The sequence below is a fragment of the Arthrobacter sp. StoSoilB22 genome (assembly GCF_019977315.1).
Classification (GTDB): domain Bacteria; phylum Actinomycetota; class Actinomycetes; order Actinomycetales; family Micrococcaceae; genus Arthrobacter.
In genome coordinates this window covers 297,001-321,556 of the sequence record NZ_AP024652.1, presented here as the reverse complement: position 1 = coordinate 321,556, position 24,556 = coordinate 297,001, and the positions used below count along the sequence as shown (strand labels likewise).

General features: G+C 62.4%; 30 protein-coding genes. 14 read left to right on the top strand and 16 right to left on the bottom strand.

Features of this window, described 5'->3' with window-relative positions; all coding sequences use genetic code 11:
- Window positions 1–20 precede the first annotated feature (20 nt).
- From LDN70_RS01575 to LDN70_RS01565, 3 genes are all read right to left on the bottom strand, one after another.
- Window positions 21–752, bottom strand: coding sequence for an HAD family hydrolase (locus tag LDN70_RS01575; RefSeq protein WP_223941514.1), 732 nt, complete (start codon window positions 750–752; stop codon window positions 21–23).
- An 8-nt stretch (window positions 753–760) separates the two neighbouring features.
- Window positions 761–1,762, bottom strand: a complete 1,002-nt coding sequence (locus LDN70_RS01570; protein WP_223941513.1) for a LacI family DNA-binding transcriptional regulator — start codon at window positions 1,760–1,762, stop codon at window positions 761–763.
- 232 nt (window positions 1,763–1,994) lie between these two features.
- Complete coding sequence (locus LDN70_RS01565; RefSeq protein WP_166841113.1) at window positions 1,995–2,621, bottom strand: alpha/beta hydrolase; 627 nt, start codon at window positions 2,619–2,621, stop codon at window positions 1,995–1,997.
- Between the two features lie 47 nt (window positions 2,622–2,668).
- Between LDN70_RS01565 and LDN70_RS01560 the strand changes: the two genes are divergently transcribed.
- Together LDN70_RS01560 and LDN70_RS01555 are read left to right on the top strand one after the other, a co-directional pair.
- Entirely contained in the window at window positions 2,669–3,109 is a 441-nt protein-coding gene (locus LDN70_RS01560; protein WP_223941512.1) for a helix-turn-helix transcriptional regulator, read from the top strand.
- A 19-nt stretch (window positions 3,110–3,128) separates the two neighbouring features.
- Window positions 3,129–3,530, top strand: coding sequence for a VOC family protein (locus tag LDN70_RS01555; RefSeq protein WP_142937022.1), 402 nt, complete (start codon window positions 3,129–3,131; stop codon window positions 3,528–3,530).
- 79 nt (window positions 3,531–3,609) lie between these two features.
- Here the strand turns inward: LDN70_RS01555 and LDN70_RS01550 are convergent, their stop codons facing one another.
- The 3 genes from LDN70_RS01550 to LDN70_RS01540 form a co-directional block, all read right to left on the bottom strand.
- Window positions 3,610–4,749 carry a glutamate--cysteine ligase 2 gene (locus tag LDN70_RS01550; RefSeq protein ID WP_223941511.1) on the bottom strand — a complete coding sequence of 380 codons (1,140 nt, stop codon included), beginning with the start codon at window positions 4,747–4,749 and terminating at the stop codon, window positions 3,610–3,612.
- Between the two features lie 38 nt (window positions 4,750–4,787).
- The gene (locus tag LDN70_RS01545; protein WP_223941510.1) at window positions 4,788–5,246 is read right to left on the bottom strand and encodes a hypothetical protein; all 459 of its coding nucleotides are present in this window, start codon (window positions 5,244–5,246) and stop codon (window positions 4,788–4,790) included.
- 220 nt (window positions 5,247–5,466) lie between these two features.
- Window positions 5,467–6,240, bottom strand: a complete 774-nt coding sequence (locus LDN70_RS01540) for a GAF and ANTAR domain-containing protein (protein WP_166841111.1) — start codon at window positions 6,238–6,240, stop codon at window positions 5,467–5,469.
- Between the two features lie 688 nt (window positions 6,241–6,928).
- Here LDN70_RS01540 and LDN70_RS01535 point away from each other — a divergent pair.
- The gene (locus tag LDN70_RS01535; RefSeq protein ID WP_223941509.1) at window positions 6,929–7,156 is read left to right on the top strand and encodes a hypothetical protein; all 228 of its coding nucleotides are present in this window, start codon (window positions 6,929–6,931) and stop codon (window positions 7,154–7,156) included.
- A gap of 215 nt (window positions 7,157–7,371) precedes the next feature.
- On the opposite strand, the gene LDN70_RS01530 is transcribed toward LDN70_RS01535, so the two are convergent.
- Window positions 7,372–7,512: a hypothetical protein gene (locus LDN70_RS01530; RefSeq protein ID WP_223941508.1), complete on the bottom strand. Its 141-nt coding sequence runs from the start codon at window positions 7,510–7,512 to the stop codon at window positions 7,372–7,374.
- A 69-nt stretch (window positions 7,513–7,581) separates the two neighbouring features.
- Between LDN70_RS01530 and LDN70_RS01525 the strand changes: the two genes are divergently transcribed.
- The 4 genes from LDN70_RS01525 to LDN70_RS01510 all read left to right on the top strand — a co-directional run bounded on the left by LDN70_RS01525 (window position 7,582) and on the right by LDN70_RS01510 (window position 11,752).
- The gene (locus tag LDN70_RS01525) at window positions 7,582–8,373 is read left to right on the top strand and encodes a DeoR/GlpR family DNA-binding transcription regulator (RefSeq protein ID WP_142937027.1); all 792 of its coding nucleotides are present in this window, start codon (window positions 7,582–7,584) and stop codon (window positions 8,371–8,373) included.
- A complete protein-coding gene (locus LDN70_RS01520) occupies window positions 8,370–9,362 on the top strand; it encodes a 1-phosphofructokinase family hexose kinase (protein ID WP_223941507.1) in 993 nt (330 codons plus the stop codon). The genes LDN70_RS01525 and LDN70_RS01520 overlap by 4 nt, the downstream gene beginning before the upstream one ends.
- Window positions 9,359–11,392, top strand: a complete 2,034-nt coding sequence (locus LDN70_RS01515; protein WP_223941506.1) for a PTS fructose transporter subunit IIABC — start codon at window positions 9,359–9,361, stop codon at window positions 11,390–11,392. Before LDN70_RS01520 ends, LDN70_RS01515 begins: the two co-directional genes overlap by 4 nt.
- 84 nt (window positions 11,393–11,476) lie before the next feature.
- Window positions 11,477–11,752 (top strand): HPr family phosphocarrier protein, encoded by a 276-nt coding sequence (locus LDN70_RS01510; protein WP_014920471.1) that lies wholly within the window; start codon window positions 11,477–11,479, stop codon window positions 11,750–11,752.
- An 82-nt stretch (window positions 11,753–11,834) separates the two neighbouring features.
- Here LDN70_RS01510 and LDN70_RS01505 read toward each other — a convergent pair whose 3' ends face one another.
- The 4 genes from LDN70_RS01505 to LDN70_RS01490 all read right to left on the bottom strand — a co-directional run bounded on the left by LDN70_RS01505 (window position 11,835) and on the right by LDN70_RS01490 (window position 14,544).
- Window positions 11,835–12,422, bottom strand: coding sequence for a TetR/AcrR family transcriptional regulator (locus tag LDN70_RS01505; RefSeq protein ID WP_142937030.1), 588 nt, complete (start codon window positions 12,420–12,422; stop codon window positions 11,835–11,837).
- Window positions 12,423–12,431: 9 nt separating this feature from the next.
- Window positions 12,432–12,983, bottom strand: a complete 552-nt coding sequence (locus LDN70_RS01500) for a hypothetical protein (protein ID WP_223941505.1) — start codon at window positions 12,981–12,983, stop codon at window positions 12,432–12,434.
- A 79-nt stretch (window positions 12,984–13,062) separates the two neighbouring features.
- A complete protein-coding gene (locus tag LDN70_RS01495) occupies window positions 13,063–14,022 on the bottom strand; it encodes a DNA topoisomerase IB (protein ID WP_223941504.1) in 960 nt (319 codons plus the stop codon).
- A 42-nt stretch (window positions 14,023–14,064) separates the two neighbouring features.
- Entirely contained in the window at window positions 14,065–14,544 is a 480-nt protein-coding gene (locus tag LDN70_RS01490; protein WP_024819119.1) for a Dps family protein, read from the bottom strand.
- Between the two features lie 308 nt (window positions 14,545–14,852).
- On the opposite strand from LDN70_RS01490, the gene LDN70_RS01485 reads away from it, so the two are divergent.
- Entirely contained in the window at window positions 14,853–15,023 is a 171-nt protein-coding gene (locus tag LDN70_RS01485; RefSeq protein ID WP_018778938.1) for a hypothetical protein, read from the top strand.
- Between the two features lie 62 nt (window positions 15,024–15,085).
- Here the strand turns inward: LDN70_RS01485 and LDN70_RS01480 are convergent, their stop codons facing one another.
- Window positions 15,086–15,307: a hypothetical protein gene (locus LDN70_RS01480; protein WP_223941503.1), complete on the bottom strand. Its 222-nt coding sequence runs from the start codon at window positions 15,305–15,307 to the stop codon at window positions 15,086–15,088.
- A 116-nt stretch (window positions 15,308–15,423) separates the two neighbouring features.
- On the opposite strand from LDN70_RS01480, the gene LDN70_RS01475 reads away from it, so the two are divergent.
- A complete protein-coding gene (locus tag LDN70_RS01475) occupies window positions 15,424–15,945 on the top strand; it encodes a DUF6328 family protein (RefSeq protein ID WP_142937035.1) in 522 nt (173 codons plus the stop codon).
- 17 nt (window positions 15,946–15,962) lie between these two features.
- Window positions 15,963–16,664, top strand: coding sequence for a DUF6766 family protein (locus tag LDN70_RS01470; RefSeq protein WP_223941502.1), 702 nt, complete (start codon window positions 15,963–15,965; stop codon window positions 16,662–16,664).
- 23 nt (window positions 16,665–16,687) lie between these two features.
- Here the strand turns inward: LDN70_RS01470 and ku are convergent, their stop codons facing one another.
- On the bottom strand, window positions 16,688–17,554 hold the full coding sequence (gene ku / locus LDN70_RS01465) for a non-homologous end joining protein Ku (protein WP_166841101.1): 867 nt from the start codon (window positions 17,552–17,554) through the stop codon (window positions 16,688–16,690).
- Between the two features lie 38 nt (window positions 17,555–17,592).
- On the opposite strand from ku, the gene LDN70_RS01460 reads away from it, so the two are divergent.
- Complete coding sequence (locus LDN70_RS01460) at window positions 17,593–20,139, top strand: ATP-dependent DNA ligase (protein WP_223941501.1); 2,547 nt, start codon at window positions 17,593–17,595, stop codon at window positions 20,137–20,139.
- Between the two features lie 110 nt (window positions 20,140–20,249).
- Here the strand turns inward: LDN70_RS01460 and LDN70_RS01455 are convergent, their stop codons facing one another.
- Together LDN70_RS01455 and LDN70_RS01450 are read right to left on the bottom strand one after the other, a co-directional pair.
- Window positions 20,250–20,498 carry a hypothetical protein gene (locus LDN70_RS01455; RefSeq protein ID WP_142937039.1) on the bottom strand — a complete coding sequence of 83 codons (249 nt, stop codon included), beginning with the start codon at window positions 20,496–20,498 and terminating at the stop codon, window positions 20,250–20,252.
- 49 nt (window positions 20,499–20,547) lie between these two features.
- Window positions 20,548–20,748: a hypothetical protein gene (locus LDN70_RS01450; RefSeq protein ID WP_142937040.1), complete on the bottom strand. Its 201-nt coding sequence runs from the start codon at window positions 20,746–20,748 to the stop codon at window positions 20,548–20,550.
- Window positions 20,749–21,036: 288 nt separating this feature from the next.
- Here LDN70_RS01450 and LDN70_RS01445 point away from each other — a divergent pair, with 288 nt between their 5' ends.
- Both LDN70_RS01445 and LDN70_RS01440 read left to right on the top strand, forming a co-directional pair.
- Window positions 21,037–21,870, top strand: coding sequence for a putative protein N(5)-glutamine methyltransferase (locus LDN70_RS01445; RefSeq protein WP_502773757.1), 834 nt, complete (start codon window positions 21,037–21,039; stop codon window positions 21,868–21,870).
- A gap of 229 nt (window positions 21,871–22,099) precedes the next feature.
- The gene (locus LDN70_RS01440; protein WP_142937042.1) at window positions 22,100–23,728 is read left to right on the top strand and encodes an MFS transporter; all 1,629 of its coding nucleotides are present in this window, start codon (window positions 22,100–22,102) and stop codon (window positions 23,726–23,728) included.
- Window positions 23,729–23,840: 112 nt separating this feature from the next.
- Here the strand turns inward: LDN70_RS01440 and LDN70_RS01435 are convergent, their stop codons facing one another.
- A complete protein-coding gene (locus LDN70_RS01435; RefSeq protein ID WP_223941499.1) occupies window positions 23,841–24,200 on the bottom strand; it encodes a hypothetical protein in 360 nt (119 codons plus the stop codon).
- A gap of 114 nt (window positions 24,201–24,314) precedes the next feature.
- On the opposite strand from LDN70_RS01435, the gene LDN70_RS01430 reads away from it, so the two are divergent.
- Complete coding sequence (locus tag LDN70_RS01430; protein WP_223941498.1) at window positions 24,315–24,533, top strand: VOC family protein; 219 nt, start codon at window positions 24,315–24,317, stop codon at window positions 24,531–24,533.
- The last annotated feature ends 23 nt before the right edge of the window (window positions 24,534–24,556 follow it).

Sequence of the window (24,556 nt, the reverse complement as noted above, 5' to 3'; positions counted from 1 at the left end):
GTCCTTCGTAGAAAGTAGGGTCAGAGAAGATCGTTGAGGTCGTCGACCACCAGCGTGGCGCCGGCGTCCAGCAGGGTCTGGCGGCCGGCTCCGCGGTCCACGCCGATCACGGCATAAAAATTGGCACCTGCGCCAGCCTGAACGCCGGATACTGCATCCTCCACCACGATGCATTCCTCCACAGGCACGCCCAGCAGACCCGCCCCATAGACGTAGGTGGCCGGGTCCGGCTTACCGGGCAGTCCGACGCCGGCGGCAACCATACCGTCCACCACCACCTCAAAGTGGTGGTCAAGCCCGGCGGCCTTCAGAACCGCAGGCGCGTTCCGGGAGGAAGAGACGACCGCGACCTTCAGCCCCAGCTCCACCGCAGCATTGATGAACTTGACCGAACCCTCGTACGGCTCAACACCGCGGGAATCCACGATCTCGTTGAAGATGGCATTCTTCCGGTTGCCCAAACCCTGCACGGTTTCGTTGTCCGGGTGGTCATTCACCGGACCTTCAGGGAGGGCAATCCCGCGGGACGTCAGGAAATCACGGACACCATCAAAGCGGGGCTTGCCATCGATGTGATCGAAGTAGTCGCTCTCCTGGTAACCCTGCGGGTGGCCCCTACTGGCCAGATAGCCATCGAAAAGTTCCTGCCAGGCCTGTTCGTGCACCACGGCCGTGGGCGTCAGCACGCCGTCGAGGTCGAACAACAGCGCCGAGGCGCCGGTCCAAGCATTACGAAGATCAGTCATGTGCATTGTTCCGTTCAGCGCTTGTGGCGCGTGGTCTTGCGTTCGATGAGCTTGGTATCGAGCAGGTGGTTGGAGGGTTGATGGGGGGATTCAGTATTCAGCAGGCGTTCGCACAGCAGGTTTGCTGCGAAGGCGCCTTGGTCGGCAACGGGTTGCGCCACAGTGCTCAGGCCAAGGAACCAACTCATGGGGTGATCGTCTATGCCGATCACGGACACGTTCTTGGGCGCGGAAAGGCCGTGTTCCCGCAGCGCCATCAGCGCACCGAACGCGGCCTCGTCACAGTGAGCGAACACTGCAGTGGGCCTCCCGCCACGGGTCATGAGTTCAGTCATGGCCCGTCTGCCGTCGTCGATGCTTGGCCCGGTTCCCACCACAAGGTCCGGGTGGACGGTGAGGTGGTGTTCATCCAGCGCACGCCTGAAGCCGCGGAACCGTGGCGTCTCAGTTACAACGGGGTGTTCATTGCTCGAAAGAACGGCCAAGTCCCAATGGCCCAGCCCCAGCAGGTGTTGGGTAGCCTGCCAGGCTGCGTGCTCGTCATCGATACCTACATTGTCCCACGGAACATTTCGCATGCCCACGCTGGCAACTGCGAGCCCGGAGGCCTCCAACGCTTCCAGTTCATGGGGCGCGAGGTCAACGTTGAGCAGGAGCAGTCCGTCCACTCTTTGCGCGAGGTTTCCAAGATCCGCAAAGAACTGCGTCCGCACGCTGGCTTTGTTGCGCAGGCTGATCAGGACGGTGTCGTACCCGCTGTCTCCGAAGACTTCCTCGGCGGCTTCCACAGCCTGGGCGAAAAACCAGGCCGTGGCTGTCGGGGCGACGATTGCCACCGATCCCGTGCTTCCACCGGCGAGCCTGGACGCTGCGGCTGAGGCTTTGTAGCCAAGTTTGCTGGCGGCTTCCGCCACGTGTCGTTGTGCTTTTTCAGAAACATTGGGGAGATTCCTGAGAGCCCGCGACACCGTGCAAATGGACAATCCGGACAAGACGGCAACGTCCTGGATTGTCACCCTGTGAGTCCTAACCATGCAACACGGCCTCAACCCTTTCCATCCTCGCCTGACGTCTTGGCGTATGCCCCGAGCCGGGTCACCAGCCAAAAGTGTAAGCGCTTACAATTTTGTCATTCAATAGAGTGCGCTCGAATGCGAAATTGTGACGCGAATCTCACCGGAAGCTTGATTCCGGAGGCTTCATGCCTTCTAATCCGGTGTGCCGGCCCTCATGCGGGGCTCGCGCCCGTTACTTGTCGCCGTCCAGAACGTAGTACTTCAGGAACGCGCTCACATCCACCAGTTCCGGCGGTTCGATCCTGTGCCCCATCCCGGGGTAGGTGCGGGCCGTCAGGGCTACATTGGCGTTCAGCCACTCCTCGGTGTGGGCTATGGCATCCTCATTGATCACGGGATCGGCCTTGTCCCGCCCCCAGAAGAACGGAGGCGGAACATCGAAGGACTCACTCAAGGCCAGGAGATCGTTGTCCAGCACGAACCCGGACAGGCCGACGGTGGCCTTAAAAGCGCTGGGCCGCAGGCGGAGGAGGGTGCTGGCCATGGCCATGCCCTGCGAATAGCCCAGCAGGCTGACGCTGCTGTGATTGTCCTTGACCGAATTGATCCAGTTGAACACCGCATTGGTGGACGCCATAACATCCGCGAAGTCGTTGGTGAGGAAATAGTCAAGCAGGAACCAGCCATAATCGTCGCCGATGACCTTGGGACCTCGCAGCGCTGCGCAGGTGAACTCGCCGGGGAGGTTCGGAAAGAGGTTTACCATCCGCTGCTCGCTGGTCCCATAACCGTGCATCATCACCAGCAGAGGCGTGCCCTTGCGCTGGTTCCCGGGCTTTGACCACACCACTGATTCCATGGGCACGAGCCTAGTGGACCGTGCCCAAGACTCCGTAGACTGTGCCCATGACTCCGCAGGAACTGGCCAACCTGGCCCATCTGCGGCGCGCCCGCGACTTCATTGACCGCGAATACGCGCGTCCCCTGGACGTGCCCACCATGGCCGCCGGCGCCCTGATGTCCCCCGCGCATTTCTCACGCCAGTTCAAGGCCGCCTACGGAGAATCGCCGTACAACTACCTCATGACCAGACGGATCGAACGGGCTATGGCCCTGCTCCGGGCGGGAACTTCGGTCACCGACGCCTGCATGGAAGTCGGTTGTACATCGCTGGGCTCCTTCAGCACGCGCTTCACGGAGATCGTCGGCATGAACCCCAGTGAATACCGTGCCCGTGAGCACCATGCCGTCAAGGCCATGCCCAGCTGTATTGCCAAGCAGCACACGCGTCCTGAAAGAAGCGGCAGCAAGAACATGAGCAGGATTGAAGAAGCGCCCGCATCGTAGCTGCCATAGCGTGTGATTCATGAACATTTCATTGAAATACGCACACGTCACTGTCAACGATGTTGATGAGTCCCTTGCCTTCTACCGGGATGCCCTCGGTTTCGAGGTCCGGAACGACGTCGGCTCGGACGGTCAGCGCTGGGTCACGCTCGGCAGCGACGCCCAGCCTGATCTTGAACTGGTCCTTTCCCCGCCGCACGCCGGCCGCTCACAGGCGGACGGCGACGCCATCCAGGAGCTGCTTACCAAGGGCGTCATGCCCATGCTGGTTTTCACCACCGATGATCTTGACGCCACCTTCGAAAAGCTTCGTGCATCCGGCGCCGAAGTACTCCAGGAACCGATCGACCAGCCATGGGGTCCCCGCGACTGCGCTTTCCGTGACCCTTCCGGCAACATGATCCGCATCAACCAGGGCTGATCATCAAGCGCGACGGCGGGAGGTCACCCCGGTGGGGCGTCTCCAGCGCTCGAGGTGACCTCCGCCGTCGTCGTACTTCTTAGCGACTTAAGAGGCCGGCGTCGGATCGCTCACCGTAATTGTGGGTGGAGGCAATGGCGGCGGAGACGACGTCGGACAGTCGCCGCCGCTGGCCGTAGGCCTGTCGCTGCAGCCGTTCGCCGGTCCCTCGCCGGAGGATGTTCGCCACCCCTGTCCGCGCGAGCGCCAGGTCCCCGGATGCCGTCAGGGCGCCACGGATGTGCCGAAGCAGGGCACCCGCCACGTCCGCGGCAGCATAAGGGGCCTGCTCCAGCAGATGCAGCAGCTGGTTGTTGACGCCAAAACGGCTGGCTTTCCAGTTGGCCATGCGGATCACCGGAGTCAAAGTGCTCGACGGCGGTCCGCCCTTGCGCCATTCGCCCGCCGACGTTTCCACCAAGGCACGGGCGAGGAGCGCGATAGTGAGCGCATCCTCGGCGTAGAGGCAGACATCGGCGATCCGGAGTTCCACGGTGGGGTGCCCTCTGGACAGGCGCGCGTCGAAATAGATCATTCCCTCGTCCAGCGGAACTCCTGTGCCCAGCAGTTCCGCAAGTACCGCCCGGTATCCGGCAGCTGAGCCGAAAACATCCATGGGACCTGCGGTGGGCCACCTGTTCCAGATCTGCGTGCGGTAACTGGCGAACCCCGTGTCAGCACCCATCCAGTAGGGTGAATTCGCGCTGAGGGCCAGGAGGACCGGCAGCCAGTGCCGCATCCGGTCCAGCACGGCTACGCCCTCGTCCGGCGACTCGATGGACACGTGGATGTGGAAGCCGCAGGTGAGTTGCTCGCGGGAAATCAGGCCGAATTCCTTGCCCATGGTGGCGTAGCGCTGGTTTCCGGTGGTGGGGGTCGCGTGAAACACCGGAGGCGTGGCCAGCGCAGCAACGCGTGCTCCCACCGCCCGGGCTGCAGAGTCGGCCAACGCCCGCCCTGAACGGATTTGAGCCCGCAACTCCTGGGCGGTCCGGCACGGGAGCGAGTTAACCTCAATCTGTTCCTGCTTGAACTCGGACTTCAGCGACGGCCCACCGCCGGCATCCCATTCCGCGTGGGAGGGGGCGGCCACAGCCAGGAGTCCGGAGGCCAGAGCCAAGGGCAACCCGTCCTCAGGATCTGCGATCAGCAATTCTTCTTCGACGCCAAAGGTACGCATAACCCCCCTCCCAACCGTTAGTTTTTTAGAGACGGCGGTTAGCCAACGTGGCGCGGAACCTCCATTTGAAAACCGCAACGGCAATGGAGCACCTGCGTTTGCAGGTACACCTCAAGCAGGCTGGGGCTCTCCGGATCGTCAGTGGTCCGGGGCGCCTCGATGACGCGCTCCGTGGGGCGCCCCAGGGTCATGGGATCGCCGCAGTGGGTGCAGCTGAACCAGAGCCCGGCTGCTGAAGTGGAAAGAAATTCACTTTGGATGGCGGGAACCAGCGCGTCCAGGCGGACTGCGTGGGCGTAGAACGTATCGCATTCGCTACAGGTGTAGCTGACTTCGACGATCTCCGACTGATTCGGTGTTGCTTCCACAACCGTCTCTACGAAAACGTAGGAATCAGTATTGCAAACGGTGCACCACGGGCGTGCTCCGGTATCAACTGTTGCAGGTGCCCGTCGGCTTGCAGGCTGCGGGGCGGGAATTGGGGATCCAAGCGTCATTGCCATTCTCCTTGTGCTCCTTCAAGGAGCCTGCATGGAGGCACGCTGTGAGCCGGCCGAAAGGGGCCACGGCTAAAAAGGTGCAGTTCTTGGACCATCGCGGATGGCTCCAACTCATGAGGCTCCAAGGGCTATCTGCTTAACCCATGTATGAATGTAGTTCACCAGTGGCAGCCGTCACAAGAGATGAGACTGCTGCCAATCCGCTAGCGGGAGCGCACTAGGCCTCGAAATGGGCCACGGGAGCTTCCCTGGCCACACTCTTGACGAGGGATTCCGCGACGTCCCGCAGCTTCTGGTTGCGGGTGCTGGACGCTTTCTTCAGGATCTGGAACGCTTCCTCCTGCGTGCAGCGGTTTTGGCCCATGATGATTCCACTTGCCAAGTCGATCACCGTTCGCGTCCGCATGGCATCCTGGAGGTCCTCAGCGTGCTGCTGCTTGACGCCAATCCGGACGGCCAGTCTCAGCGATCGCTCGGCCTGGCTTGCATAGAGTTCGCAATTCCGGATGGTTGCTTCATCGAAGGCGTTGGCCTGCGGCGCGAAGAAGTTAAGCGCCGCCGTTGCACCCTCATCCAGTTCCAAGGGAACGCAGAGAGCGGACAGATGTCCCCGCTCGGCAATGACTGAGCAGTACTCGGACCACCTCTGTTCCGTGGAGGTGTCAGCAACATGCTGCGTTACGCGGCTGCGCATGGCCTCCAAGCACGGACCATCACCGTACGCCTGCTGAACCTCATCGATCAGCCTGGCCTCGTGGTTGCTTCCCGCCACTGTGGCGGTGCGATGGCGACGGCTGAGGGTGATGCCGCAGAGCACGTCCAAGCCCACGGCCTGTGACACCGCGGATGCCGAAAAGACCGCGAGCTCATGCAGGAACCCGCCCACATCTTCGCTGTCTATCACCAGATCCTGCAGCTGCTCAGGCACCGAAGTATCGTCGGGCGCAGAGACAGCATCAGGCACCGCAAAATCCACGCTCATTTCGTCCATGCCTTATTTTACGTTCGCCTCACACCAACTCGTCACCCTTTGGACAACGGAAAACAGAATCCTTGCATCTGCGGTGCACCTATGTGCACAATCGACACATGGTCCGGATCACGGGCCCAGGCTATTGAGCTCATGCAGACGGGCGTCCCTCACTTTTTGATGCAGAGGTACAAACCCATGCCGGCTCAGCCAGCGTCCAGAGTCCCGGACGAAGCACATCCGCCACCCGATGAACCCCTCTGGTGCTCGCGCTGCAATACAGATCAGCATCTTCTGGTGAACTCCATCCAGTCCCACTATCCGCCGGCACCCAACATGGTGGACGTTGCGTATGAGTGCCATGTTTGTAGGTACTCGTATGAGCACGTTGCTTCCGTTCGGCGCGTTGCAGCAGTCCTGAACCGTCCGGGTGCCCCTCAAGGCGTCCTGCAGTTCGGCGGTCAATACCTGCACTGCGGGGAACCGATGAAGACAAAGAGTTGCGAGCTGCGAAGGATCCAATCGCCCTTGGTCCTGTCGCCGGGCGCGCAGCAACGGATGTATGAGGTACTCATCAACACGCGCATTCTCGGGTGTCATTGCGGCTTCCGCATGGAGATGCCTGACTGAGGCCGGTTGGCCATGAGGAGCTACACCAAAATTTCCGGAGCTACCGAGAGGGACAGCATGCACGCAGAATCACAACGAAATGAGCCTCAAACCACGGGCAGCAAGCCCGGCCAGGCCGGTAAGCGCAGCCTCCCTGATCCGCCGGATCCGGACAATCTTCCCATCGACTATCCGGGCTCTGGGTGGAACTCGAGCAGATACCCCTCCGGCGATCCCGGACGACTCCGGCCACAGCACGCCACTCACCGGCGGAGCGCCTGATCATGAGCGGTTCGCCACCGAATCCCTCGTACCCCGCGCACCCTGACCCCACCCGCGAAACGGGTCCCATGCCCGAGCCGGTTCCATTGCCGGAGCCGGGACCACCACCCGTAGCAGAGCCCACGCCAGGACGCCCAACGCCGGGTGAACCAGGGCGTTTGCCGTAGGCCTGCCCACCAGCACATCAGGCACCGCCTGCTTACTCCCATGAACAGGGTCCCGCTACTCCCCCAGTCGGGATCCGAATGAGGGCATGCCGCGCTACAGGGAGCGCGGCATGCCTTTTTCGTGCCCCGGACCGCCGCGCTCCTCCGGATCTTCGCCCAGATCTTCCCTGCCTAAATCTTTGTTTATGTTGATTTCTATTGACTTACCAACATAAACAAAGATAGAGTCAAGCAATTCCACATCGTTGTGACAGCAGTCACTGATGTGGCTGCACTGCTAAGCAGCTTGACCAATGGAGGGTAAGTGTTCGCCGAAGAGCGCCAGCATCTGATCTCCGCACTCGTCGCAGAGCGCGGACGGGTGAGTGTCACAGACCTCGCCGACCGTTTCAGCATTACCACTGAGACAATCCGCCGCGACCTCGCGGCCCTGGAGGTCGCCGGCAATCTCAGGCGCGTTCACGGCGGCGCCGTCCCTTCGGACCGCCTCAGCACCCGCGAGGAGAGCATCCTCGAGCGTGCCGTACAGCGTCCGGAGGAAAAGCTCCGCATCGCCAACGCAGCACTCGCCCTGATCCCCCAGCTCACCACGGGAAGCATTCTCCTGGATGCGGGCTCCACCACTGAAACCCTCGCAGACCTACTGGCCCAGCAAACGCCATCGGCGAACGGAAACGATGAACTCGTGGTCATCACCCACGCCATCCCCATCGCCGGCAAGCTCTCGTCCACCCAAGGCATAGCACTCCAGATCCTTGGCGGCCGTGTCCGCGGACTGACGCAGGCCGCCGTCGGGCAGTCCACCGTGGAAGCTGCTTACAAACTTCGCCCGGACATCGCATTCGTCGGAGCCAACGGTATCCACGCAACGTTCGGACTCAGCACCCCCGATCCCGAGGAAGCCGCGGTCAAAGCCGCATTCGTCACCTCAGCCCGGCGCGTGGTTGCCCTGGCCGACTCTTCCAAGCTGGACGCCGAAACCCTGGTCCAGTTCGCCACCCTGAAGGATGTTGACACCTTGATTACTGACCAGCAGCCCTCGGCTGAACTAGCTGCGGCTTTGGCCGACGCCGGCGTTGACGTGGTGGTCGCATGATCGTCACTTTGACCGCCAACCCCAGCCTGGACCGCACGGTGGAACTGCCAGGAGCCTTGGCCCGCGGCGAAGTGCAGCGCGCCGTCGCTGTCCACCAGGAATCCGGCGGGAAGGGCGTCAATGTTTCCCGGGCGCTCGTGGCCTCCGGCCTGGACACCCTGGCCGTTCTGCCGGGCGCCGACTCGGACCCGGTACTTTCCGGACTGCACGACGGCGGTGTACCGTTCGCGGCGCTGCCCATCGGTCAGGTGCTGCGCAGCAATGTCACGCTCACCGAACCGGATGGCGTCACCACCAAGATCAACGAACCCGGCCCGGAACTGAGCGGTGAACAGCAGGAGGCCCTGATCGGGCTGCTGCTGGAACGCTCGCGTGGCGCCAGCTGGGTGGTTCTCGCGGGATCACTTCCACCAGGAGTGCCCGCGGATTTCTACGCCACCATCGCTCGTCGGCTCCGGTCGAACACGGACGGAACGGCCTCCCCAAGCATCGCCATTGACTCCTCCGGGGCGCCGCTCGCGGCCGCTGTGGTGGGCGATGCCGCAGGGAAGCCGGACCTTCTCAAGCCGAACGCGGAAGAGCTCGCAGAGCTTGCCGCCGCTATCGGCTTCACCAACGTCTCCACAGCTGACGAACTGGAAGCGGATCCGGCCAAAGCCGCCCAAGCCGCTGCCGCCGTCGTCGCCAGCGGTGTGGGCGCCGTTCTCGCAACACTCGGGTCCAAGGGCGCAGTCCTGGTGACCGCAGACGGGGCGTGGTTCGCCACGCATCCGCCCATCAAAGCCGTCAGCACGGTGGGTGCCGGGGACTCTTCACTGGCCGGCTACTTGTTGGCTGCAACCCAAGGCGGCTCCGCGCAGGACTGCCTTCGTCAAGCCGTGGCACATGGTGCCGCTGCTGCTTCGCTGCCGGGCTCCACTGTCCCGGCAGTCCACCAGACAACCCCCAATGCCGTAACCATCACGGCCCTCCAGAAGGACTCACAGTGACCCAGCTGATCACAACCCAATTGGTCACCCTCGACCAAAACCTGGGCGACTCCCCTGCCGACGTCATCCGCGTCCTGGCCGGCAAAGTTGCCGCAACCGGCCGCGCCTCCGAGGTTGAAGGGCTCTTTACCGACGCCTTCGCCCGCGAGCAGAAGACCGCAACCGGCGTCCCCGGCGGCATCGCGATCCCGCACTGCCGCTCAGCCGCCGTCCAGGAGCCTGCCTTGGCCATGGCCCGGCTGTCCCACAAGGTGGACTTCGGAGCCAAGGATGGTCCCGCTGACCTCATCTTCTTCATCGCAGCCCCGGACGGTGCGGATCAGGAACACCTGAAGCTGCTCTCCAGGCTGGCACGTTCGCTGATCAAAAAGGACTTCACGGCAGCGCTGCGTGCGGCTGCCACTGAGCAGGACATTGTTGACCTCGTGGATGGCGCGCTGGCCGATAAGCCGGCTGCTGCTCCCGCTTCTGCCGCAGCACCCGCAGAGTCCGCACCCGCCGCTGCCGCCGCCGGCACGACGACGACTGCCGCACCAAAGCGCATCGTGGCCGTCACCGCGTGCCCAACGGGCATTGCGCACACCTACATGGCTGCAGATTCGTTGGTTGCCGCGGCCAAGGAAATGGGTGTTGACCTTCAGGTAGAGACGCAGGGTTCCTCCGGCGCCAAACCGCTGGATCCGGCAGTCATCGCAGCCGCCGACGCCGTAATCTTCGCCGTGGACGTTGACGTACGCGGCAAGGAACGCTTCGCCGGGAAGCCGGTCATCAACGCACCGGTCAAGCGTGGCATCGACGAACCCACCAAGATGGTGGAGGAAGCTCTGGCAGCCGCCACGGACCCGCACGCCCGCCGCGTTCCGCACTTTGGTGCCGAAGAGCAGGCTGAGCGCGCCCAGGAGGAAAAGGGTGAGCACATTGGCCAGAAGCTGAAGCGCGCACTCCTCACGGGCGTCAGCTACATGATTCCGTTCGTGGCCGGTGGCGGGCTCCTGATTGCCTTGGGCTTCCTGCTGGGCGGCTACGAAATCACTGAAATTGCGGACAAGGTAGTGCTGGAGAACAACTTCGGCAATCTTCCCGAAGGCGGACTCGCCATCTATCTTGGTGCGGTCTTGTTCAAGATCGGCGCCCTGTCCATGGGATTCCTTGTCCCGGCACTGGCTGGCTACATTGCGTACGCCATCGCCGACCGGCCGGGCATTGCGCCGGGCTTCGTCGCCGGTGCCGTATCAGGTTTCATGGGCGCAGGCTTCCTGGGCGGCATCGTGGGCGGTCTCCTGGCCGGCTACATCGCGCATCTCATCGGAACCTGGCAGGTACCCCGCTGGCTCCGTGGCTTGATGCCGGTTGTCATCATTCCACTGCTGGCTTCCATCGTCGCTTCGGGCTTGATGTTCCTGGTCCTTGGCGGTCCCATTGCCGGCCTTACCGTGGCTCTGAACAACTGGCTGACGGGCATGAGCGGCGCCTCTGCCGTAGTCCTCGGCATCATCCTGGGCCTCATGATGTGCTTCGATCTCGGCGGCCCGGTCAACAAGGTTGCCTACGCCTTCGCAGTGGCAGGCCTGAGTGCCGGCAGCGCTGACAACCAGGCTCCGTGGCTCATCATGGGCACCGTCATGGCGGCAGGCATGGTTCCGCCGCTGGCCATGGCCCTTGCTACGGTCCTGAACAAGAAGCTCTTCAGCCTCGCAGAGCGCGAAAACGGCAAGGCCGCCTGGCTGCTGGGTGCCTCGTTCATCTCCGAAGGTGCCATCCCGTTCGCAGCAGCCGATCCGCTGCGCGTCATACCGGCCAGCATGGTGGGTGGCGCACTGACGGGCGCACTCTGCATGGCTACCGGGGTCACCTCCCAGGCTCCCCACGGCGGGCTCTTCGTCTTCTTTGCCATTGGCAACCTGCCAATGTTCATCGTCGCCATCGTGGCCGGAATGGTGGTCAGCGCGCTGGCCGTCATCGCCCTCAAGCGCTTTGCAGTCAAGAAGCCGGTGGAAGCGGAAGCCGCCCCGGCCACCGTCAGCGTCTAGGCTCTCCACCGTCCAGGCCCCACGGTCTAGACTTCCCACAAAGCCATCTCCCCTAACCGCCACCCTTCATAAAAAGGAGCACCAATGCCAGAACGTACAGCCACCATCGCAAGCCGCGTGGGCCTCCACGCCCGCCCTGCAGCCATCTTCGCCGAGGCAGCAGGTGACCTGGACATCGACGTCACCATCGCACGTCAGGGCGAGCCCGCCGATGACGCCATGGACGCCGCCAGCATCCTGTCCCTCATGAGCCTGGGCGCTTCCCACGGCGATGTTGTGGTGCTGCGCGCCGAAGGTGAAGGCGCGGATGCAGCCCTGGACAGCCTGGTGAAGATCCTCGAAACGGACCACGACGCCTAATAGGGACACCCAAACCCCTCAGCGCCACGCAAAGAGCCTGGTGCCACCCGGATACCGGTGGCACCGGGCTCTTTGCGTCTCTCTAAGGGTTTGCGAGTTCGTCGAGATGACGTGCGAGCACCAGGAGCATGGGACCCGATTCCAAGAGGTCCCCGCTCCACAGCCCGTGCATCGCGATCCCATCCAAGAGCGCACGCAACCGCTGAGCTTCATATTCGGGGTCCCGCTCCTGATGGAACTGACCCCCTTCCGCCAGGATCTGCACGGCTGCGCGGCATACGCGTTCCACTCCGTCGCTGAGCCTGATCGCTGCGGGACGAAGCGCAGCGTCATTCAGTGAAAGGACGCCGAGCTGGACCTGTGCAACCAGTTCCAGACGCCGTTCCCTGTCCAGAGGCAGCAATTGCAGGAGCAATTCATCAACCAGTTCCCGGCCCGAGAGCTCAAGTGCAGCCATTCGCGCTGTGACCCGGTCTTCAATGAGTTGCAGGCAGAACTCACGCAGAGCGTGTTGCGTAGCAAAGGCGCGTCGTAGTGAAGCGGCGGCTATACCCGCTTCTGCCGCCACCCCGCGCACCGAAAGGCCCGACAATCCATCCCGTTCAAGGACACGCAAGGAAGCTTCCGCAATTGCTGCGCTACGCGCCTCTGCATCGATTCTCCGGGGCATGGTTCAGCTCTACAGAGCGGTAGGTGACAGGGCGCGGGCGGGCTTCTTCGGCCAGATCGTATAGCTCACGGCCCACAGGAAGTCGATGGCGAGGATGATGCCCAGGATACGGAAGAAGTCCCAGAGGGCTGCGGTTCTTTGGGCGTCGTTGACGAGGAGAATGATCGCCCCCAGTGTCGCCGCTGCGATGGCTACTGCCAACGCCGTGAGCAGCACATCCCGCCAGCATTTGATGGTGTAAGGCTTTCCCGTGAGCCGTTCCGGCGCCGGTCCGCCGGCGAACCGGTGCTGGAAGTGGGCATCCGCCCACGCCACCATGCGCTTGCCGTAAGCGACGGAGATCCCAATGTAGATTGCAGCCAGTCCATGGTGCCACGAGGCCGTGCCCCCGCCGAGCAGATCCACCGCCACAAGGCACAGCAGGATGGCATCGATCACCGGGGCAAGGATCAGCAAGACCCCGCCAAGGCGCGGGCGACGCAGCAGATACCGCGCTGCGAGCCCTCCGAGAATCGCCACCCAGAAAGCAACTTCACACACCACGATTGCCAACAAAATCATTTACGCCCCCAGACGCCATGAACCCCTAAAAACTTTATTAGTACGAGTGTACTCATAAAATTCCCTGGTGCGGTCTGGCCTACTTTGGCGCCTCTTCGTTCAAGTAGGCAGCAATGGACGCTTCCGTTGGCTTGACGTCCTTGAGCTCCTCGGACAGGTATCCCTCGATAATCCGTGGATCAACATAGGACGAGCGCGCCACCGAAGGCGTATTGCCCAAGAGGTCCGATGCCTCTTTGATGGCCCGCACAATGGCCTGCCTGGGAGTTCCCTTATGGCCCGACTTGATGAGGCACATGGCAGCAGCCGCCGTCCCCTTCCACGTCCGGAAATCCTTGGAGGTGTAAGCCTCTCCGGCGACTCCGCGCAGGTATTCGTTGATCATGGACGCGTCCACCGATACCCAGGAGCCCTTGGCTTGGTAGGCCAGCAGGCGCTCTTTGCCCGGCCGCCCTGCCAGCGGTTCCAGGAACGCGGCAAGGGCGGGATCGTGAATGGAGGTGTCCCACAACTGACCGCTCTTGCCGGGGAACTTGAGGAAAACGTCCGGCCCTTCCACGCGGGCGTGCCGGCATCGAAGCGTCGTGAGCCCATACGAGCCGTTCTGCTTCATGTAGATCTCGGAACCGACGCGGAGCGCACCGAGGTCCATGAACCGCACGGCGGCAGCAAGGGTCTGTTGTCGGGGATCGTCGGAATCCCGGAGATGCACGGTCACGTTGCGGCGTACCGCAGGCAGGACCAAGCCCAGCTTTGCGGCCCTGATGAACTTTTCGGTGTCCTTCCGCTCCCGCCAACCCGGATGGTAGATGTATTGGCTTCGCCCGGCAGCGTCCACACCAGTAGCCAGAATGTGCCCATGCTCGAACGGGCTGATCCAAACATCGGTCCACGCGGGCGGGATCGCCAGCGCATTGATGCGCTGGCGATCCTCCTTGCTGACCAAGCTCCCGTCAGGGTGGCGGTAGCTGAACCCCTTGCCTACCCTGCGGCGAACTATGCCGGGTTTGGAAAGGTCACTTCGCTTAAGCCTGGGCACGGCCTGCCTGCCTAGGTTGCAACAGCCGGAGCCGGGTTCCCGCTACGCCTCGTCCGGATCCGTCACGGCGGCGCCGGCGTTCATGATTTCGGCGTTGATCATCCATACCAGCTGCTCAAGGCGGGAGATGAAAGCGTGCAGAAGGTCCGCCGTCGTGGGGTCTTCCTCGTCCACTTCGTCATGGACATCGCGCATGGTCTGGACTGCGCGCTCAACGCGGTCGGTGACCAGCTTGACGGCGTTCTTGGTGTTGACCAGTCCTGCCGGGAATTCCTCCAGGCGAGTGCCCTTGGCGATGGTGGCACTGCGGCCATCCGGGAGTGCGTGGAGGGCTCGCATACGCTCGGCGGTGTCGTCAGCGAACTCGCGTGTAGCCACTACCAGCTCGTCCAGCTGGAGGTGAAGATCGCGGAAGTTCGGCCCCACGATGTTCCAGTGCGCCTGCTTTCCTTGAAGCTGTAGCTCAATAAGGTCCGTCAAGACGATCTGAAGGTTGTCTGCAAGCTGCTGTGACGCTTTCATGTGTTCCTCTCATAGACGTTCATGTGAGCCAAAAACGTGCCGCACAGTTTCTGCGGCACTGCCCAATCATCAAGTGACGACTGCAATAACCCTTTCATAAGGAAGCTTAGTAGTACAATGAGGAGTGTTACTGTTCACGACTGGCGAACTTCCCCTTCGGGCGCGGATCGCCTTAGTGGTACACAAAAAGGCACTTGGATCCGTAGAACGCAACCAAGTACCGGCATAACTAAATCGAAGTAACTCGGAATGCATACTCGGGAATCGGCGGTTCATCAAAGATTCCCGCGGAAAGGAATGTGCTGACCATGAATACGCTTCTGATCATTGCTGGTGTAGTAGCAATTGTTCTCCTTCTTGTAGGTGGCTTCTCGCAAGCCCTTAACTGGCTGCTGTGGGTAGGCGTCGTCCTCCTCGTTATCGCAGCCATCGGCTGGCTGCTGAGCTTCATGTCGGGTCGCAGGGGACACACGGTATAGGAGACCGAACGAGGATCGAACGCCGGGGGCAACGCCCCCGGCGTCCCTACACCCCGGTGTAGTTAGGCCTCTTCCCCACGGCTCCCGGTTGCCGAGGGCGGTGGGGCCGCATCCGGATCCAAAGGTGTGGGGAACTCGTCACCCGGGGCCTCGGGAACTCCCTGGGCCGGCCGTTCCGGCGTCTCGCGCTCATCGCCCTGACCGGGCATTTCCTGCTCAGGCGTGGGCGTGCCGTAGCCGCCGGGCTCGCTTTCCGGGTCCACGCGGTGTTCGTCCTGACTCATAGCTTCCTCCTTGGATTTCCGATGAGGCCCCGTTCAAAAAGATCGAGGAATGCTGACAGTTCGACCGTAGTCCCGCGCAGGGTCGTCGTCCACCAAAACCACACGGAGGTGCACAGATGGTAGAACCGGAGCAGGCCCCCAGGATCGGCAGGAACGAGTCCACCGAGGAACGAATGGACCGGAACTGGATGGAACTGATCCAGGAGTTACGGGTTCTCCAAACAGGGGTGCAGATCCTTGGCGGTTTCCTGCTCACGCTGCCCTTCCAAGAACGCTTCGAACTCCTGGACGACTGGCAACGGAGCCTCTACCTCTTCAACGTGATGGTGGCAGCAGTGACCACCGTGCTGATAGTGCTCCCCGTCAGCGTGCATCGCCGCTTGTTCCGCAGGGGGCTCAAGGCCACCCTGGTTTCAAGTGCCGATGTGGTCACCAAGTGGGCGCTGGCTGGTGTGGCTTTGTTGATCGTTGGCTCTGCCACCCTTGTTTTCGACTTCACCGCCGGCCGGACGGCCGGACTTGTAGCTGCAGGATTCATCATCCTGGTGCTGCTGCTCCTGGTGGTGGGGACACCCCTATGGCTGCACCGTCGCGCAGTCCGAAACAGCGACGACAACGGAACTCCCAGGGAAGAGTGAGCCCGATGCTCAGACCCATGAAGCACCCCGGAACATCCAGCAAGGACAAAGATCCCGCGCGCCATTGGGTCAAAGACCACGGCTTGCTGCTGGTCAACGCAGGCCTGTTCGTCGTCTTCCTCGGGGGAATGATCATCTCGGGAGCGGCAACTTACAGCGAGGAACAACAGGCTCACGGCCAGCCAGCCACCGGTATCACGGATTTCCTGACATCAGGCAGCTTCTGGGAAGCCGTCTTTGAAAACTGGGAATCGGAGTTTCTTCAAATGGCCATGTACGTGGTCCTTACCGTCTTTCTGTTCCAGAGGGGTTCCTCGGAGTCAAAACCCGTGGACAAGGAAGCACCCCAGGATGAAGATCCCCGCGATGCCAGGAAGTCACCCAAGACCCCGTGGCCGGTAAGGCGCGGCGGATGGGTGCTGAAGGTCTACGAGCACTCACTCTCCGGCCTGCTGGGCCTCCTGTTTCTGACCTCCTTCACATTGCACGCGGTAGGTGGCGCAGCCGCCTACAACGAGGAACAGCTCAGCCATGGCCTGCCCGAGGTCTCCACCTGGGAATACATGGCTTCCAGCCAGTTCTGGTTTGAGTCCTTCCAGAACTGGCAAAGTGAGTTCCTCGCTGTCGCCGTCCTGGTAGGAGCCTCCGTGTACCTCCGTGAACGTGGTTCACCCGAGTCCAAACCGGTGGCGGAACCGCACTACGAAACCGGCGCCTAACCCCTAGGCGAAGGCAACACGACCTAAGCCTTCTTCTTGGCCCGCGCCTTTGGTTTGCTGGCAGTTTTGCTGGCGGCAGCAGCGTCGTCGTCCGCTTTTTCCTTGCCGCGCTTCTTGTCCAGGCTGCGCTTGAGGGCTTCCATGAGGTCGATGACGTCGCCGCCCTCGCCCTCACCTTCCACCACGCCAAAGGTTGCCTCGGTGTCCAGGGCCTCGCCCTTCTCCAACTTGGCCTCGATCAATGTTCGAAGCTGCGCTTGGTAGTCATCGGTGTATTCGTCGGGGTCAAAGTCGTGCGCCATGGATTCCACCAAGGCGGAGGACATCTCCAGTTCCTTGTCCGAGATCTTGATGTCCGTCTCCAGTGACGGGAACTTGGCCTCGCGGACCTCATCGCCCCACAGCAGCGCCTGGAGCAACAGCACGTCCCCACGCACCCGCAGTGCCCCCAGACGGGTCTTCTGCCTCAGGGCGTACTGGACAATTGCGATTCTGTCAGTGTCCTCCAACGTCTGCCTGAGCAGCATGTACGCTTTGGGCGATTTGGAGTCCGGCTCCAGGAAATAGCTGCGCTCATACATGATGGGGTCCAGCTGCTCGGCGGGGATAAATTCCACCACCTCAATTTCGCGGCTGTTCTCCTCCGGCAACGACTTCAATTCCGCAGACGTAAGGACCACGGTGCGGCCTTCTTCTTCGTAAGCTTTATCAATATCCTCGTACGCAACAACGTCGCCGCAAATTTCGCATTTCCGTTGGTACCGAATACGCCCGCCGTCCTTATTGTGGACTTGGTGCAGGCCAATATCGTGATCCTCCGTGGCACTGTAGAGCTTCACTGGTACGTTGACCAGACCGAACGCGATAGATCCCTTCCATATGGCCCTCATGCACCCAGTCAACAGCACAACACAGCGGAGGAGAAGAGGTGGCAGGCAAGCAACAGGAGCGGGTGAACGTGGAAGGCCACGAGCTCACTCTCACCAATCTGGGCAAAATCATCTACCCGGAAACCGGCACCACCAAGGCCGAAGTGCTGGAATACTACGCCGCAGTGGCACCTTTCCTGATCCCCGCTGCTGCCAACCGGCCCGTCACCCGCAAGCGTTGGGTCAACGGAGTGGGTACCGCCGAAAACCCCGGGCAAGTCTTCTTCCAGAAGAACCTGGAGGACTCCGCGCCAACGTGGATTCCCCGCGCCACAATTCAGCATTCGGACCACACCAACGTCTATCCCCTGGTCAACAACCTTGCGACGCTCACGTGGATGGCCCAGATCGCCTCCTTGGAAATTCACGTTCCTCAGTGGCAAGTGGACCCTTCCGGGAAGCCGCTCCGCCCCGACCGTTTCGTCCTGGACCTCGACCCCGGGCCCGGGGCAGGTCTGCCCGAATGCGTTGAAGTGGCCAAGCTGGCCCGTTCCATCCTGCAGGACATGGGAATGTACCCGGTCCCTGTTACCAGCGGCAGCAAAGGCATCCACCTCTACACCGGCCTGGACGGGACACTGAAGTCCGAGCAAGTGTCCGCCTTCGCCAAAGAGCTGGCCCGGGCGTTGGAATCGGACCACCCCGATCTGGTGGTCAGCGACATGAAGAAGTCCCTCCGCCACGGCAAAGTGCTGGTGGACTGGAGCCAGAACAGCGGAAACAAGACCACAATCGTCCCCTACTCCCTCCGCGGACGCGCCATCCCCACCGTGGCGGCGCCGCGCACGTGGCGGGAGCTCTCCTCCGCCTCGTTGGAGCACTTGGACTACCGGGCCGTGATGAAGCGCGTGAAGACCGGCAAAGACCACTTCGCACCGATCTCCGAACGGCACCTGCCGCCTCATGGGGAGGATGAGAAGGACGACGGCGGTGCTCACGGAAGCGGTTCAGGCACCGGCCGTTCCCGCGAGCGGGTGGTGACAGTCGAGAACCGTCTCGCCAAATACGTCGGGATGCGCGATCCGGACAAAACCCCGGAGCCGTTCCCGTCGTCGTCGGGCGCTTCTGCCACACCGCAATCCGCGGGTTCCTCCTCCGCCCAGCCGAAGCCCGGCGACCCTCCGCCGCCCGGCGGCATATTCGTCATCCAGGAGCACCACGCCCGCCGCTACCACTTGGACCTGCGCCTGGAGCACAACGGAGTCCTGGCCTCGTGGGCGTTGCCGCGGGGCATCCCGGAAACCTCCGACCGAAACAACCTAGCCGTACATACCGAGGACCACCCCATGGAATACGCGAACTTCGCGGGCGTCATTCCCAAGGGCGAGTACGGGGCCGGGACCATGACCATCTGGGACCGCGGCGAGTACACCTGCGAGAAGTGGCGCGACGGCAAGGAAGTGATCGCCACCCTTACAGGCGAGCCGGGTGGTGGCCTTGGCGGCACCAAACGGTTCGCGCTCATCAATACGGGTCAGAACTGGCTGATCCATCTTATGAAGGAACAGCCGGGTGTGCGTCGGGGCAGCCCGGCTGCGGCCAAAACCGCGGCGCCCAAGTCCGATCCACCTCAGCCGCAGCCCATGCCGAACTACACCCCCATGCTGGCCACCGCCGGAACCGCCGCTGATCTCCGCGGCGACGATTGGCTCTTTGAACTGAAGTGGGACGGAATCCGGGCGATCATCACCGGTACGGAGGGCAAGATCCGGCTCATGAGCCGCAACGGAAACGATCTTACGGCCGCCTATCCCGAACTGACGGACCGCACATGCTGGCCCGACGGAGACTTCGTTGCGGACGGCGAAATCGTGGCGCTCGGCAAAGGGTCCAGGCCTGACTTCGGACGGCTGCAGCTAAGGATGAATTTGGTCAAAGGTGCGGACATCGAGCGCGCCCGGGCTACGGTTCCGGTGCAGCTCATGCTGTTCGATCTTCTGTACGACGACGGTAGGGACCTGAGCGGGCTGCCGTTCCGCGAGCGCCGCGAGAGGCTTTCCGGGTTTTCGGAGCGTCTTCGTAAAGGTTGCCCCCTTCACCTTTCCGCCGTGCTGGACCACGACGTGGAAGACCTCATGACCAGCGCCGCCGAGCTTGGCTTGGAGGGTGTCATGGCCAAGAAAGCCGACAGCAGATATGTGATCGGACGTCGCAGCAGGTCGTGGATCAAGCTCAAGCTGGAGCAAAGCCAGGAAGTAGTGGTGGGAGGTTGGCGGCCCGGCGCGGGGGCCCGAAGCGGGACTTTCGGCGCGTTGCTGCTGGGCATCCCCGACGGCCACAAGCTGCACTACGTGGGCCGGGTGGGCACCGGATTCAAGGACTGGCAGCTCCGGGATGTCATGGAGCATCTTGAACCCCGGGTGGTAAGCGAATGCCCTTTCACAGACATACCCCGCGAAGATGCAGCGGGTGCCACGTGGGTGAGCCCTGAGCTGGTGGCCGAGGTATCCTTCGGCGAATGGACGGGGCCCGGCCGGCTCCGTCATCCGGTGTGGCGGGGCTGGCGTCCGGATAAGTCTCCTAACGACGTGAGCCAGCCCAACTGAGTCGCATTTGTGCGCGTTTTGAGGGCTCAAAACGCGCTGTGCTGCTCCTCAGTTGGGCTGGCTACGCAGGTGGTGCGGGTTCGTTCGGGTTTGTTTGGGTGGCCGGGTTATTAGGAGGAGTGCGGCATCTGCGGGCGGCTGGTCCGGTGGACCGCCGTCACAGCTGCTCCCTGGCCCATGCGGCCGTGGGCTTGTCCCCGTTCCTTCGGGTGGCGTCGTTTACCGTTACCGTCCGGCCACTGCCTGCTTTGGTCGGCGCCCAACGCGACCGCGATGGTGGTCGGTTCGGGCATGGGCGCCATGTCCATGGACTCCACCAAATGGCTTGCAACCTCAGGATTGATGCGTTCAGCAGTCATGGTTCTTCCTTTCCAGTGTGCCTATTTTTCAGTGTGCCTGCCCGCAGGTTTACCAGCGGACCTTCTTCTCGGTCTTAGCCTGCTTGCCGCTGGCGGCGGTGGGCTTGTGCCCCTTGCCAGTGCTTTGCCAGCCCGCTGGAGCACCGCCCCCGGACTTGCTTGCCAGCATGGCCTTCTGCGCGTCGGTCAGCTTGGACTTGATACCGCCGGCGGCCGGGGTCTTTTTGTTTTCGGAAGGGTTGGCAGTCATATGTGGACTCCTAAAAGTGTGAGTCCTGAAGAGACACGTATCCTATGTCGTTGCGGTTCGGGAAGAAGACGTCGAGAACGGGAACGGCATGGAGGCAGGGCCTCAACAGGCGTGGATTTTTGTCAGGTGAAACTCGGCTGTGCCGCGAGGGGCAGAGGCCGGTCTACTCAAAAATCAGTGTTCCCATGCCTCATACCCTAGCTAAGTCCCGGCAGATTTGTGAACCCCTCACCTGCAGCAACTTTGAATCCCGGCGCCCAACCCCTTCGGGATTCGTCCTCGGCTAGCATGGCAAACGTGACCCGGAGAGCATCCATCGCCGCCGCATTGCGTGCCGCCGGCTGCGTTTTCGCGGAGGACGAAGCCCGACTCCTCATCGACGCCGCCCGCCATCCGGACGAGCTCCACCGTATGGTGGACCAGCGGCTCAGCGGATTGCCTCTGGAACACATTGTGGGCTGGGCGGATTTCTGCGGAAAGCGCATGGTTGTCAGCCCGGGGGTGTTCGTGCCCAGGCGTCGCACGGAGTTCATGGTCCGGAAGGCCGCGACCATCGCCAAGCCCGGAGCCGTCGTCGTGGACCTTTGTTGCGGTTCCGGGGCTATAGGAGCGGCGCTCCACGATCTTTTGGGGAGCTGTGAGCTGCATGCCGCGGACATCGACGCCGCTGCGGTCCGTTGCGCGCGATACAACGTCGAGCCCCGTGGCGGACGCGTCCACCACGGGGATCTGTTTGAAGCCCTCCCTAAGACGTTGCGCGGGACGGTGGACGTGCTGCTCGCCAACGCGCCGTATGTGCCCACGGAGTTAATAGGCATGATGCCGCCGGAGGCGCGACTCCACGAGCCGAGAGCAGCGCTCGACGGCGGCGCTGACGGTTTGGCGGTACAGCGTCGGGTAGCGCTGGGCGCGGCTCAGTGGCTGGCGCCGGGTGGGTTCCTGGTGATGGAAACCTCGGGGCAGCAGGCGCTGGCGACGGCAGGGATTCTCGGCGAGGCGGGGTTCATCGCGGAGGTGGCCTCGGACGAAAGGGCAGACGCAACCGTGGTGATGGGTACCCGCGCGCCTATCGATTCATCAGCTTCCGGGACCCAAATTGCCCCGTTAAGTGGGCTCAGCTAAACAATTTGGTAACAACGTGCTCTGGAGGGCAAAAACGGAGGCGGATCCGCATGGTAGCGGGGCAACAGCGGGTAATGAGATGCAACACAGCTAGGCAATTTGCACCCAAAAACAGCCCAAAAATCGGATCTCAACTCGGGTTTTCGGCCTAAAACCCGTAAAATTGAAACCCTGCCCAGAGCGGGGCAGCAGAAGTCGCAAGCAAATGACCTCCCTAGGAGAAGCCCAAATGCCCACAGACCAAAGCAACACCGTCTCTCCGGATGGCGCAAGGAACGCCACCGGGAACCAGGTATTGGCAGGCCCCACCCCGGCCGCCACAAACGCAGCAAACGCAGTAAAGAACGCAACGAAGAAGCTTCGCCCGAAGCGCCGGCTCAAAGAGTCCGACGTCAACGTGGTGAATAAGCCGATGCTGCGCAAAGCACTCGGCGGCACCATCGTCGGCAACACCATGGAATGGTACGACGTCGGTGTTTTCGGCTACCTCATCACCACCATGGGTCCTGTCTTCCTCCCGGAGGCAGACCCCTCGGTCCAGACACTCTTCCTGCTGGGAACCTTCGCCGCAACCTTCATCGCCCGCCCCCTCGGTGGAATCGTGTTCGGCTGGCTCGGCGACAAGGTGGGCCGCCAGAAGGTGCTCGCCGCAACACTGATGCTGATGGCGGCAAGTACGTTCGCCGTCGGCCTCCTTCCCGGCTATGCGCAGATCGGCATCTGGGCCGCCGCGTTGCTGGTGATCCTGAAGCTCATCCAGGGCTTCTCCACCGGTGGCGAATACGCCGGTGCCACCACGTTCGTGAGTGAGTACGCTCCAGATAAGCGCCGCGGATTCTTCGCCAGCTTCCTGGACATGGGCAGCTACATCGGCTTCGCCTTGGGCGCCGCCCTGGTTTCGGTCCTGCAACTCACGCTGGGACAGGCCGCCATGGAGGAGTGGGGCTGGAGGATTCCGTTCCTGATCGCTGGTCCGCTGGGCCTCATCGCGGTGTACTTCCGTAGCAAGATCGAGGAATCCCCTCAGTTCCAGGCCACCCTTGATGCCCAGGAGGCATCGGCCAAGGACGCAACAGCGCAGGATGCCGCTGCTGCCAAGGGACCTGTGGGCATCATCAAGGCCTACTGGCGCCAGATCCTCCTGGCCATGATCCTGGCTGCTGCAGCAAACATTGTTGGCTACGCACTGACGTCCTACATGCCCACGTACCTCACGGACTCCAAGGGCTACGATCCCGTCCACGGCACCCTGCTGACCATCCCGGTCCTGGTGATCATGGCCATCTGCATTCCCCTTACCGGCCGCCTCTCGGACCGCATCGGCCGCCGGCCAGTCCTGTGGGTAGGCGCGGGCAGCACAGTGGTCTTCTCCATTCCCGCCTTTATGCTCATTGGCATCGGCGAGATCTGGTCCACGCTTGCAGGCCTGGCACTGATCGCCTTCCCGGTGACGTTCTACGTGGCAAACCTGGCCTCGGCACTGCCCGCCCTGTTCCCCACTTCCAGCCGCTACGGCGGAATGGGCATTGCCTACAACTTCTCCGTGGCGATCTTCGGTGGCACCACCCCGTTCATCGTTCAGGGACTCATTGAAGGCACGGGCAACGACATGATGCCCGCCTACTACCTGATGGGTACCTCGATCATCGGCGCCATTGCCATCTTCTTCCTGCCGGAATCGGCCCGCCGCCCGCTGCCGGGCTCCATGCCCAGCGTGGACACCCAGGCAGAGGCACGTGAACTGGTGGAAACGCAGGACACCAACCCGTTGATCAACCTAGATCAGATGCCGTTCGACGGCCGGCCCATCGATGATTCATCGCTCGGCAAAGGCAACAAGGACCTGACTCCGGCTTAGGAACTCACTGCCTGCAACTTCTGCATAGCGATTCAGTTAGTTCGCGGCAGCTTGCCGCCCACCGTAGCCACCAGCCCCAAGGCGCTCTCCTTGGTGTTGGTGGCTGCTGCGTTTAAGGGTGCACGACGGCGGCCGGTTCAGGGTTCGTGGCAAAGTAGAGCCAGGTGCGGGATAGCCAGGCTGCAAGTTGCTGTTGGTCCCATCCCATGGCCGTCCGGATCAGGAGATACGTGTCCGCTGCGCCAAGAAGCGCGGTGGTATCGGCCACCCAGTCCACGTCGATCCCGCTGCCGATCAGGCCGTCCCGCTCCAGTCCGCGCCACATGCGCCGGGATGCGGCGATGGTGTCCCTGCGCGCGGCGTCGAAGGCTTCCCGGATCAGGGGTTCGCTGGCTTCGGCCTCGCGGGCAACGGCAAACAGCGGTCCGGTCCGGATCATGGTTGCAGCTATGTTGTTGGCCAGTGCCTGCAATCGGGCTTCCAAGGTATCCGGCGTCGCGTTCGCTGAGCCCGGCGTCGTTGGTCCCGGCTTGTCTGCAGTATAGGTGTACTAATTCAGTGACGGTGCATTAGGAGGCGTGTTGTTATGGAAGAATCCATCCCACCGCTGAACGGCCTGCTGGGAACCAAGCTGCCGGTCAGGGACCTTGCGGGGACGTGCAGTTGGTACTCCCGTGTGTTCGGCTGGGAGGCGGTCATGGAGTTCCCCGGTCCGGACGGAACAATCGCCGGTGCCGCCGGCCGCTTGCCCGGCGCCAACCCCACCGGCCTTTCCTTCCGGGCCAATCCCGCGGCCCAATCCTAGGAGGGCCTGGAACTCGCTATCGA

Coding starts and splice junctions, on each gene's coding strand:
- LDN70_RS01575 (WP_223941514.1), bottom strand. CDS start 752: ATGCACATGACTGATCTTCGTAATGCTTGGACCGGCGCCTCGGCGCTG.
- LDN70_RS01565 (WP_166841113.1), bottom strand. CDS start 2,621: ATGGAATCAGTGGTGTGGTCAAAGCCCGGGAACCAGCGCAAGGGCACG.
- LDN70_RS01560 (WP_223941512.1), top strand. CDS start 2,669: ATGACTCCGCAGGAACTGGCCAACCTGGCCCATCTGCGGCGCGCCCGC.
- LDN70_RS01555 (WP_142937022.1), top strand. CDS start 3,129: ATGAACATTTCATTGAAATACGCACACGTCACTGTCAACGATGTTGAT.
- LDN70_RS01550 (WP_223941511.1), bottom strand. CDS start 4,749: ATGCGTACCTTTGGCGTCGAAGAAGAATTGCTGATCGCAGATCCTGAG.
- LDN70_RS01545 (WP_223941510.1), bottom strand. CDS start 5,246: ATGACGCTTGGATCCCCAATTCCCGCCCCGCAGCCTGCAAGCCGACGG.
- LDN70_RS01540 (WP_166841111.1), bottom strand. CDS start 6,240: ATGGACGAAATGAGCGTGGATTTTGCGGTGCCTGATGCTGTCTCTGCG.
- LDN70_RS01535 (WP_223941509.1), top strand. CDS start 6,929: ATGAGCCTCAAACCACGGGCAGCAAGCCCGGCCAGGCCGGTAAGCGCA.
- LDN70_RS01520 (WP_223941507.1), top strand. CDS start 8,370: ATGATCGTCACTTTGACCGCCAACCCCAGCCTGGACCGCACGGTGGAA.
- LDN70_RS01510 (WP_014920471.1), top strand. CDS start 11,477: ATGCCAGAACGTACAGCCACCATCGCAAGCCGCGTGGGCCTCCACGCC.
- LDN70_RS01505 (WP_142937030.1), bottom strand. CDS start 12,422: ATGCCCCGGAGAATCGATGCAGAGGCGCGTAGCGCAGCAATTGCGGAA.
- LDN70_RS01500 (WP_223941505.1), bottom strand. CDS start 12,983: ATGATTTTGTTGGCAATCGTGGTGTGTGAAGTTGCTTTCTGGGTGGCG.
- LDN70_RS01490 (WP_024819119.1), bottom strand. CDS start 14,544: ATGAAAGCGTCACAGCAGCTTGCAGACAACCTTCAGATCGTCTTGACG.
- LDN70_RS01485 (WP_018778938.1), top strand. CDS start 14,853: ATGAATACGCTTCTGATCATTGCTGGTGTAGTAGCAATTGTTCTCCTT.
- LDN70_RS01480 (WP_223941503.1), bottom strand. CDS start 15,307: ATGAGTCAGGACGAACACCGCGTGGACCCGGAAAGCGAGCCCGGCGGC.
- LDN70_RS01475 (WP_142937035.1), top strand. CDS start 15,424: ATGGTAGAACCGGAGCAGGCCCCCAGGATCGGCAGGAACGAGTCCACC.
- LDN70_RS01470 (WP_223941502.1), top strand. CDS start 15,963: ATGAAGCACCCCGGAACATCCAGCAAGGACAAAGATCCCGCGCGCCAT.
- ku (WP_166841101.1), bottom strand. CDS start 17,554: ATGAGGGCCATATGGAAGGGATCTATCGCGTTCGGTCTGGTCAACGTA.
- LDN70_RS01455 (WP_142937039.1), bottom strand. CDS start 20,498: ATGACTGCTGAACGCATCAATCCTGAGGTTGCAAGCCATTTGGTGGAG.
- LDN70_RS01450 (WP_142937040.1), bottom strand. CDS start 20,748: ATGACTGCCAACCCTTCCGAAAACAAAAAGACCCCGGCCGCCGGCGGT.
- LDN70_RS01445 (WP_502773757.1), top strand. CDS start 21,037: ATGGCAAACGTGACCCGGAGAGCATCCATCGCCGCCGCATTGCGTGCC.
- LDN70_RS01440 (WP_142937042.1), top strand. CDS start 22,100: ATGCCCACAGACCAAAGCAACACCGTCTCTCCGGATGGCGCAAGGAAC.
- LDN70_RS01430 (WP_223941498.1), top strand. CDS start 24,315: ATGGAAGAATCCATCCCACCGCTGAACGGCCTGCTGGGAACCAAGCTG.